Below are 9,527 nucleotides of genomic sequence, written 5' to 3'. Positions count from 1 at the left end.
TTCATATTGTCTATTTCTTTAATATTGTTTCATATGTTTGGAAACAGCATTCATTGTAACTATAGTTTGTTTTTATCTACTGAATCCCCGTTTGTGTTAATCTCTTCCCAGGCAGGCAACCAATCTTTCTCAATTATGTCATTATAATTAGTAGTTAATTCGTTCAATTTAGGTTGTAATTGAGTTCGGAAAGTTGTGGTATCAACGGTTTCTACAGTTGCTTTTTCAGCATTTTTTTGATCTTTAGTTGCGTAGAAAATAGTGCCGGCAATACTAAGAATAGAAACCAAAAGCAGCCATTTGTTTAAAAGTAATTTCTTCAATATATAAATCCTCCAAATTCTAAAAAACTTATAATTAAAATATATAACAATAATGTTATCGAAGGCAAAGAGTATAGTACAGAAATAATTCGAATTATGTTTATTCTATACATGAATAATTAAAACTATTAAAATAATGAAGATATTATGTAAGAAAAGAGGATTTTTAGTGGGAACGAAAAGAAAAAACGAGCTTCAAGTATTGCAACGGCTATGTTATTAGTTGGTTTACTTGCACTCATATATATGAACAAAGAATCTAAAATTGAAGATTTTCCAGTACCAATGTCAGCGATACATGTTAATGATGATAATGAAGAGAATTATCAATATATAAGTGTTATGCCTATTACGGAGGCAAACGGATGGGAGAACTTAGGGGGAAACGGACATACTGTTAGTTTTAAAAAAGGGGATCGGAAAGTAACTGTATTACATTATCAGGGAGAGATTACTTATTATTTATTTGAAAAGTAAATAGAATGATTCATAAACAATGCGGTTTTACTAATTTGTTTATGGCTTTTTATATATTATAAATTGAAGTTTGAACGATATTATGGAGGGGAATTTTATATAGCAGAGAATATAAAAATGATATAAGAAAATATAAGGAGATATATTCTATGAGGAACGAAGCATTACATGCGGTAGAGGAATATCGTAAAGATTTAAATGCTGGTAATATTGAAAAAATAAATAGTTGGGTATCAAATGATTTTATAGGTTACTTTGGGTATTACAGTGATAGAGACTATGAGGTATACCGAGGCGATACATATAAAGAAGATAATATTGAAACATTAAAAAGTTATGAAGGACAAAATCCTTATTGGAAATATAAAGACTTAACACATAGTTTAAGAATGGAGAACGAACTGATATTATCTGCTATTGTAGAGTTTTATTTGCAGGATAAAAAAGTAGCATCTGTTTTAGCGATGGAAGTTTTTAAGAAAGAAATGGATGGGTGGAAGTTATATAGACAGCATATGGAAAGATATGTGGAATAATTTGAAGGATGCTGATTTTATGTAGATTATCAATTTAAACGCAGTATCTTGAACTATCTGTTACTTATCTAAACTTGAAGTGGTGCACTCCTACGAATACTAACATATCTATTAGTTATTTTAGTAAGTTTTATTGTAGTTACTGTAGCTTAAGGCTTTCTGATATCAATGTCAGAAATACATATTTACCAGGATAATGAAGTTATAACTGTATCACATGATTCCGAACAGAATAGTTATTATGTATTTGAAAAATGAATGATGATAAAAGAGATAGGACGTAACCGACCCTATAGGAGTGTTTACGTCCTATTTTTTGTTTTTAATTCTGAATTATTAGAATTATAATATATGTTATATGGGGAGTAAAACAATATTTTGAAGGGGAATGAGTTGATAAATTGCCAAGAATACAAAAAATAGGGCGTTTTTGTCCTGTGGATGATCAAGGATTTATTATAAACGATGCACATTTGAATAAAATTCAGCCTGTGTTTTGGGAGGTAATACAAGAAATAAAGGATACTTGTTGTCAATTGTTGCGGGATGATTTGCATAGTGTTTATATAAGAGGTTCTATTCCAAGAGGGATTGGAATAGAAGGTATTGCAGACGTAGATATGATTATTTTAGTTCAAAAGGACCCTAAGGCAATAAACTTAAGCTGGAGAAAGAAGCTAGAAGTCCAAATTACACAGCAGTTTACTTGTATATCAGGAGTGGAGTTAAGTTTTTATAGTGAAAAAGAAGTAATAAACTCAGAGGATTTTTCTTTTATAGGATTTATGATTCAAACACATAGTGTGTGTATATTGGGTGAAGACGTAAAATTATTTTTACCTAAATATAAAGTAAGTCAGGAGATAGCGTATGAACATCTCATTCATTTGCGGAAACAAATTGAACAAGCACACGAAGAGTTAATTCATAATCAAGACGTGGATGATATAGAGGATTGCTGTCGGTGGATTATGAAAATAATAATCAGAGCCGGCCTAGCATTAACAATTGATAGAGAAGGGCTTTATTCCAGGGACTTATACCCAGCGTATGCACTATTTAGTAAGCATTTTTCCGAGCAAAAAAAGAATATGAGGAAGGCATTACAATATGTAATTGAGCCTATAAAAGATATAGAAGAAATTTTATCATTTTTAGATACCTTTGGTAATTGGTTGATAGAAAGAGCGGTGGATTATTTGAAGAATATCCGTTTTTAATTCATCATAATTTTGTTATGTAAACAATAGGTATTGAAGTAAAGTAGAGGAGTGAGGGATTTGGATTTTTATATTGTAGATGTCTTCTCACGAGGTAAGTATACAGGGAATCAACTTGCAGTGTTTATGGAAAATCAGGAAGTTTCCAGTGAGGAAATGCAGACAGTAGCAAAAGAAATGAATTTTGCAGATTACTATGGAATCCCAGAGGATATGGCAACAGGAAGCTCAAACGAATGTTTAGCAGCGTATCTTCTAAAATATCGTTATTTTGGAACAGAAAAGGTAGATATGCGTGTTGAACAAGGATATGAAATAAACAGGCCTTCTTTAATACATATACAGGCTGAAAAAGTAGCGAGTAAAATTAATGTTAGTGTAGGCGGAAAAGTAGAAAGTATTGCAAGTGGGAAATGGATTGTATCGTAAGGGGGAATAGAAATGCTATTAAAAACAATATTTTGCAAGGTTGAAGAAGAGAAAAGGGAAATGTTTTCCGATGCGCAAGAAAAATGGCGTGATTTACAGTATTTAGACGGATTCTATGGACAATTTGGTGGGTGGAATGAAGATGAAGCGTGTGTGTATACTTTATGGAAAGATAGAAATGCATATCAATCATTCATGAATGACGCCCATGATACAATTTTTTTTAATAGTAATCAAGAAGGCACATATACTTCCTGCAATATTGAAATGTTTCAAACGTTGTATGATATAGCAGAAATTCCTTTGAAAGACGTAATTGTACAAGGTTCATTTGTAAGAGTTGCAATTTGTGATGTGAAAGAAGGGAAAGAGAAGCATTTTTTACATACGCAAGAAACAATTTGGGATAAAGGGATGGATAATGCAAAAGGGATGTTAGGTGGAGTTGTTGGGAAGTCTTTAAAGACTGAAAATCGTTACATAGTGCTAACGTATTGGCAAGATGAAATAGCACATGAAAGTTATATGAAAGAAATTTTTCCTGCGTTATACCAGTTAGCAAATGTAAATGATTATGTTGAAAATATAAATGGGAAGAGAGTTATTCGGAAGGAAGAATGGTCTGTTGCAGCTTCGAACTAAAGTTAGAACTTATTAAGATAAATGGTTTAGATAAAGTCGACGCAGAACGTTTGTTCTTGTATAATTGCTTTGTACAAGAATAAGAGGGGAGATATTTAAATGAGTAGAGTTTTAAGATTTGAATTGCAAGTCCCAAGCCCTGAAGAAGCTATTCAATTTTATACAAATAGTTTTGGATGGAAGTTTGAAAAAATGCCTGGGTCACATGACTATTGGTTCATTATAACGGGGAAAAGCGATCGACCTGGTATTGATGGTGGATTAATGAAATCACCTGATGGTGCTACTAGGACGACTAATTCTATTGAAGTACCTTCAGTTGATGAGTACATAAATAAAGTCATTGAAAATGGTGGACAAGTAGTTGTACCTAAAACTGCTATTCCTAATATGGGTTACTTTGCTTATTGTATAGATAATCAAGGGCTTCTTTTTGGAGTATGTGAAGAAAATATTGAAGCGTAAAAAATTAGGGGATTTCGAAATTATTTTGTTGTTGAACGATGTTTTCTATCAAAGATTATAATTATTGAACAATTGTATATAAAAACTAGTATTATTTTAGCTGAAGAAGGATCCATTTTGATTATTTTCAAAAGGATTCTTTTTTTGTTTTTCACATATTGTGAGTTATTCAGGCGTTATTATTCAAACTTACATCTGTATATTATCTATGAAAAAAGTAAATAAATGATGATATATTTAAGGGTTAATCTATTGACTGCTAAACAGTTTGAGATGAAAAGGAAAAGAAGACCAATTATTTTCTAATAAACATGTAATTAAGTGAAGACGTCATATACCCTTTCATGTTAATATATTTAAGTTATAATAGGAGGCTTACCCTTTTGTATTGTTCGGTAGAAGCAGTGTGAGCTTGAAATTTTTTATGAAAAGGATGTGCCTAACTTGCGTATCAATAAATTTATTAGTGAAGCTGGAAAAGCGTCTCGACGTGGAGCAGATAAGTTAATTAATGAGAGAAGAGTAATTATTAACGGTAAGGTTGCAAAAATTGGTGACCAAGTAAATCCAGGTGATGACGTACGAGTAAATGGAGAGCAACTTCGTATTGCTCGAGACCATGTGTATATCGCTTTAAATAAACCAGTAGGTATTACATGTACAAGTGAAAAAGCAGTAAAAGGTAATATTATCGATTTAGTGAATCATCCTTTACGAATTAATCACATCGGGCGTCTCGATAAAGACTCAGACGGTTTGATTTTGTTAACGAATGATGGCGATATTGTTAATGAGATTTTACGTGCTGAAAACAAGCATGAGAAAGAATATATCGTTTCAGTAGATAAGCCGATTACACCAGAGTTTTTAGAGAAAATGGCAGCAGGTGTTAAAATTTTAGATACAAAAACGCTTCCTTGTGAGATTACACAGTTATCAAAATATGAGTTCAAAATTATTTTAACACAGGGGCTAAATCGTCAAATTCGCCGTATGTGTGAAGCTTTAGGTTATCAAGTATATACGTTAAAACGTACGAGAATTATGAATATTGAATTGAATAATTTACCGGTTGGACAGTGGAGAGATTTATCGAAAAAAGAGAAAAAACGCCTATTTTCAGACTTAAATTACGAACCACAAGATTGGTAAAATTGAGAAGTGAATCCAAGTTTTTTGGTTTCACTTTTTTAAATTAAATAAATAATATTATTTAACACTTGCAAAAATAAAATGAATAAGATATATTAAATAACAATAAATGGATGTTTTATAAAAGCAAAGAAAAGGACACGAGTTATTTTACCCGGTTATACAGAGAAGGAAGGAAAGCTGAGAACTTCCTAACGCAGAAAAATAACTTACCACCTTAGAGCTGCACTAGGGAAATTAAGTATCTAGTGCCGTGTAAGCGACGTTATCGCAAAAGAAGCCATTATGTTTTTTGTGATGGGAATCTGGGTGGAACCACGAATATAAGCATATTCGTCCCTAATTTTTAGGGATGAATATGCTTTTTTGCATTCAATTTTATAATAAGCGAAGAAAAGGACACGAGTTATTTTACCCGGTTATACAGAGAAGGAAGGAAAGCTGAGAACTTCCTAACGCAGAAAAATAACTTACCACCTTAGAGCTGCACTGGGGAAATTAAGTATCTAGTGCCGTGTAAACGACGTTACCGTAAAAGAAGTCATTGCAATTTGTGATGGGAATCTGGGTGGAACCACGGGTAAAAGCACGCTCGTCCCTATTTTAGGGATGAGTGTGCTTTTTATTATGAAATGGAGAGATGAAAAATGAAAGAACAGATGATTGAAATTAAATTTCCAGACGGTAGCGTTAAAGAATTTGTGAAAGGCATTACTTTAGAAGAAATTGCTGGATCTATTAGCAGTAGTTTAAAAAAGAAAGCAGTTGCAGGAAAAGTAAACAATCACCTTTTTGATTTACGCCGAAACATTGAAGAAAATGTGGAAGTAGAAATCATTACTATAGATTCAAATGAAGGTGTAGAAATTGCAAGACACTCCGCTGCACATATTTTAGCGCAAGCTGTAAAAAGAATATATGGTGACATAAACTTGGGGGTAGGGCCTGTTATTGAAAATGGATTTTATTATGATATGGATCTTCCGAGTAGTGTAAACGTAGAAGATTTACCGAAAATCGAAAAAGAAATGAAAAAGATAATAAATGAAAATGTAAAGATAGAACGAGTTGAGGTCTCACGAGAAGAGGCAAAAAAACTGTTTAAAGAAATGAACGATCACCTGAAATTAGAACTTTTAGAAGCAATCCCTAATGGGGAAAGTGTAACACTATATAAACAAGGTGAATTTGTAGATTTATGTAGAGGACCACATTTACCATCAACAGGTTATTTGAAAGCATTTCAATTAACTAACGTTTCCGGTGCATATTGGCGAGGTGATAGTAATAATCAAGTGCTTCAGCGTATATATGGTGTTGCCTTTTCTTCTCAAAAAGAATTAGAAGAGCATTTGCATTTTGTTGAAGAGGCAGCAAAGAGAAATCATCGGAAATTAGGCAGTGAACTTGAATTGTTTATGTTTTCGGAAGAAGCTCCGGGAATGCCGTTTTACTTGCCGAAAGGACAGATTATCCGCAACGAATTAGAAGCATTTTTAAGAGGAATTCAAAAAGAGTACAATTATCAAGAAGTACGCACTCCGTTCATGATGAACCAAGAATTATGGGAGAAGTCAGGGCACTGGGGACATTATAAAGATAATATGTATTTCTCAGAAGTGGATAATAAAAGTTTTGCATTAAAACCGATGAACTGCCCAGGACATATGTTAATGTTCAAAAATAAATTACACTCCTATCGCGAATTGCCAATTCGTATGTGTGAGTTCGGTCAAGTACACCGACATGAATTTAGCGGGGCATTAAATGGACTATTAAGAGTACGTACTTTCTGTCAAGATGATGCTCATTTATTTGTAACACCAGAACAAATTGAAGATGAAATTAAATCAGTAATGGCACAAATTGATTACGTATATAAAACTTTTGGATTCGAATATGAAGTAGAGCTGTCTACTCGTCCAGAAGATTCAATGGGTGACGATAAATTATGGGAGCAAGCAGAAGCGGCATTAGAAAATGTGTTACATTCATTAAATTATAAATATAGACTAAATGAAGGTGACGGTGCATTTTACGGACCAAAAATTGATTTCCACATTAAAGATGCTTTAAATAGAAGTCATCAGTGCGGAACAATCCAGCTCGATTTCCAAATGCCAGAGAAATTCGATTTAAATTATATAGATGAGAAGAATGAAAAGAGAAGACCAGTTGTCATCCACCGAGCAGTTTTAGGATCTTTAGATCGATTTTTAGCAATATTAATTGAGCACTTTGGAGGTGCGTTCCCGGCATGGGTGGCACCAGTTCAAGTGAAAGTAATTCCAGTTTCAAATGCAGTACATGAACAATATGCCAATGAGGTTGCACATAAATTAGCACAAGCTGGAATTCGTGTTGAACAGGATGCACGAGATGAAAAATTAGGATATAAAATAAGAGAAGTACAAATGCAAAAAGTACCGTATGTTCTTGTTATTGGTGATAAGGAAATGGAGAACGGAGCTGTAAATGTACGTAAATATGGGGAAGAGAAGTCAGAAGTTGTTGTGCTAGATGTATTTGCGGCAAGTATTGAAGAGGAAATAAAGAATAGAAAATACTAATTGATTAGAAAATACACCATTAATGAAGTGAACCTGAATAGTGGTACATGAAAAAACACCTCCATTTGAAGGGAAGAGTATATTACCGAGAAGAAGTAAAGTGAAAAGAGATTGATTTGATATTGAAAGTCCCCAAACATTTTAGATATATCTAAAACATTGGGGACTATTTGTTTTCTAGTTAGTTACTTATTACAAGTAAAGATGTTAGGTTGTCTTACAGGTTTTCTGCAAACAGTGCCGGTAAAAATATACTGAACTGACTCATTTCTTCTACATTGTGTTTATATAAACCACTTAGATTAATAAATGGTGGTAATCCTTTCGGGAAAATGAATGTAGAAGTCATTACTGTACCATTCTCGGATTTTTCGTATTGATGTATTACTTGTGAAATTACATCGTCATCATCATCTAAACATGAACCCATTAAAACATGGCTGTAATGGGTATTTATAGGACAATCTTTAGGGTCTTCCCATCTAATTCTTAGCGGGAATTCAAGTCCATCCCCCGCAGATTCAATTGAAGCTGATATGGCTCCTACATGTCCATGTACTTTAGGGTCAACTAACCACTTAAAATCAACATGTTCTTCTGGGTGCCATAGTTTATATCGTTCAGAGTTATCAATATTATCCCACCACCAGTCAATCATTTCTGGTGTTACGTCATTCAATTCATGTTCAACTACTAGTGATACTTGGTTTTTCATTTTTGTACCTCCTATTTTTTAACCAACATGGTGTTGGTTATTTATATTAAGTATTATAGTATGGGTATCTTCTGGGTTCAATAAACAGAAATAGCGGATCTGTTGTATTCTGAACACCTTATAGAAATATGTCTAAAAAAATTAAAGAGGTAAAAAGTGGAATGTGTATATGCTGATTTACGCGTAGCTCGTACTAAAGAAGCGATACGTGATGCAATGCACTAACTGAATTAATAAATGAAAAAGGGTTTGATTCCATTACGGTTAAGGATATTACAGCTAGGGCCAATATTAATCGAGGGACATTTTACTTACATGGGGAAAATATGATAAAGAAAAAGCTATTGAATTAATAGTAACCATAGTCATGGATTTAGCAATACATTGGAATAGTGAAATTGAGCAACGAAAATGGAAGTACTCTATTTTAATGTCTATGAGAGAAAAAAATAATGATTATGATACTTTATTAGAGAATGTAGCTAACCCGTATAGTGATTTTAATTATCCAGAGGATATGAAAGGGTTTATTTATTATTTAGAACCGGATGAAGGCTATGATTCAAGTAAGTATACCAAAAATGAAAATATTAGACGACTGATAGATAAACTAGATTCATTCTTACAAAGTGAACAGAAAGCTTTACAGGAGGTTTAAATCGTAAGAATAAACCTTTAGAGGATATTTTATAGTAAATCGAGATCCCTTTACAAAGTCGTAGGTTATACTCCTACGGCTTTTATTATGCATTATTTAAGTGAAAGCTACTTTTTTTGAAGAGAATGAAAGATCCAATGCTAGTTCGGGTGGTTTTCGATTTGAATCAATATGCTACTTTCCAAATCGATTTACATGTACTGTAATGTAGTGATTTAAATAACAAATCAATTATTTATTAAATCTTAACATTCCGTTATATCTCTTATAACGGAAAATAACAAATAACGACACGTTTTTTAGAAATGTTGTTATTTGTTGCTTATTTGTCTTCTATTTG

Annotated in this window: 10 protein-coding genes, 2 pseudogenes and 2 other annotated features; of the genes and pseudogenes, 10 read left to right on the top strand and 2 right to left on the bottom strand. The window is 32.8% G+C overall.

Annotated features, from left to right (window positions below):
- Positions 1–13: 13 nt before the first annotated feature.
- Positions 14–323, bottom strand: a pseudogene (locus CDB3_RS12535) (hypothetical protein); the annotation flags it as partial.
- A gap of 213 nt (positions 324–536) precedes the next feature.
- On the opposite strand from CDB3_RS12535, the gene CDB3_RS12530 reads away from it, so the two are divergent.
- The 8 genes from CDB3_RS12530 (at position 537) to thrS (ending at position 7,814) form a co-directional block, all read left to right on the top strand.
- The gene (locus tag CDB3_RS12530; protein ID WP_128854720.1) at positions 537–800 is read left to right on the top strand and encodes a hypothetical protein; all 264 of its coding nucleotides are present in this window, start codon (positions 537–539) and stop codon (positions 798–800) included.
- Between the two features lie 149 nt (positions 801–949).
- A complete protein-coding gene (locus CDB3_RS12525) occupies positions 950–1,336 on the top strand; it encodes a DUF4440 domain-containing protein (protein ID WP_128854719.1) in 387 nt (128 codons plus the stop codon).
- Between the two features lie 401 nt (positions 1,337–1,737).
- Complete coding sequence (locus CDB3_RS12520) at positions 1,738–2,556, top strand: nucleotidyltransferase (RefSeq protein ID WP_128854718.1); 819 nt, start codon at positions 1,738–1,740, stop codon at positions 2,554–2,556.
- A gap of 60 nt (positions 2,557–2,616) precedes the next feature.
- A complete protein-coding gene (locus tag CDB3_RS12515; protein ID WP_128854717.1) occupies positions 2,617–2,985 on the top strand; it encodes a PhzF family phenazine biosynthesis protein in 369 nt (122 codons plus the stop codon).
- 12 nt (positions 2,986–2,997) lie between these two features.
- Positions 2,998–3,627 carry a DUF4937 domain-containing protein gene (locus tag CDB3_RS12510; protein WP_128854716.1) on the top strand — a complete coding sequence of 210 codons (630 nt, stop codon included), beginning with the start codon at positions 2,998–3,000 and terminating at the stop codon, positions 3,625–3,627.
- Between the two features lie 99 nt (positions 3,628–3,726).
- A complete protein-coding gene (locus CDB3_RS12505) occupies positions 3,727–4,092 on the top strand; it encodes a VOC family protein (protein WP_128854715.1) in 366 nt (121 codons plus the stop codon).
- Between the two features lie 444 nt (positions 4,093–4,536).
- Positions 4,537–5,244: a pseudouridine synthase gene (locus tag CDB3_RS12495; RefSeq protein WP_097905339.1), complete on the top strand. Its 708-nt coding sequence runs from the start codon at positions 4,537–4,539 to the stop codon at positions 5,242–5,244.
- 120 nt (positions 5,245–5,364) lie between these two features.
- Positions 5,365–5,588: a binding site (T-box leader), on the top strand.
- A gap of 37 nt (positions 5,589–5,625) precedes the next feature.
- Positions 5,626–5,847: a binding site (T-box leader), on the top strand.
- A gap of 44 nt (positions 5,848–5,891) precedes the next feature.
- Positions 5,892–7,814, top strand: coding sequence for a threonine--tRNA ligase (gene thrS / locus CDB3_RS12490; RefSeq protein WP_128854714.1), 1,923 nt, complete (start codon positions 5,892–5,894; stop codon positions 7,812–7,814).
- 217 nt (positions 7,815–8,031) lie between these two features.
- On the opposite strand, the gene CDB3_RS12485 is transcribed toward thrS, so the two are convergent.
- A complete protein-coding gene (locus CDB3_RS12485; protein ID WP_128854713.1) occupies positions 8,032–8,529 on the bottom strand; it encodes a DAPG hydrolase family protein in 498 nt (165 codons plus the stop codon).
- Positions 8,530–8,685: 156 nt separating this feature from the next.
- On the opposite strand from CDB3_RS12485, the pseudogene CDB3_RS12480 reads away from it, so the two are divergent.
- A pseudogene (locus tag CDB3_RS12480) lies at positions 8,686–8,846 on the top strand (TetR/AcrR family transcriptional regulator); the annotation flags it as partial.
- Positions 8,834–9,187 carry a DUF2247 family protein gene (locus CDB3_RS12475; protein WP_372708539.1) on the top strand — a complete coding sequence of 118 codons (354 nt, stop codon included), beginning with the start codon at positions 8,834–8,836 and terminating at the stop codon, positions 9,185–9,187. The pseudogene CDB3_RS12480 and the gene CDB3_RS12475, both read left to right, overlap by 13 nt.
- Positions 9,188–9,527: the final 340 nt, after the last annotated feature.

Origin of the sequence: Bacillus sp. CDB3 (assembly GCF_002081505.1) — a bacterium.
In the GTDB taxonomy this organism is placed as follows: Bacteria; Bacillota; Bacilli; order Bacillales; family Bacillaceae_G; genus Bacillus_A; species Bacillus_A cereus_AT.
This window is presented reverse-complemented; position numbering and strand designations above follow the sequence as displayed.

Bases quoted from the DNA above. Each gene is read 5' to 3' on its own strand.
- CDB3_RS12530 (WP_128854720.1), top strand. From the start codon at position 537: ATGTTATTAGTTGGTTTACTTGCACTCATATATATGAACAAAGAATCT.
- CDB3_RS12510 (WP_128854716.1), top strand. From the start codon at position 2,998: ATGCTATTAAAAACAATATTTTGCAAGGTTGAAGAAGAGAAAAGGGAA.
- CDB3_RS12485 (WP_128854713.1), bottom strand. From the start codon at position 8,529: ATGAAAAACCAAGTATCACTAGTAGTTGAACATGAATTGAATGACGTA.
- CDB3_RS12505 (WP_128854715.1), top strand. From the start codon at position 3,727: ATGAGTAGAGTTTTAAGATTTGAATTGCAAGTCCCAAGCCCTGAAGAA.
- CDB3_RS12525 (WP_128854719.1), top strand. From the start codon at position 950: ATGAGGAACGAAGCATTACATGCGGTAGAGGAATATCGTAAAGATTTA.
- thrS (WP_128854714.1), top strand. From the start codon at position 5,892: ATGAAAGAACAGATGATTGAAATTAAATTTCCAGACGGTAGCGTTAAA.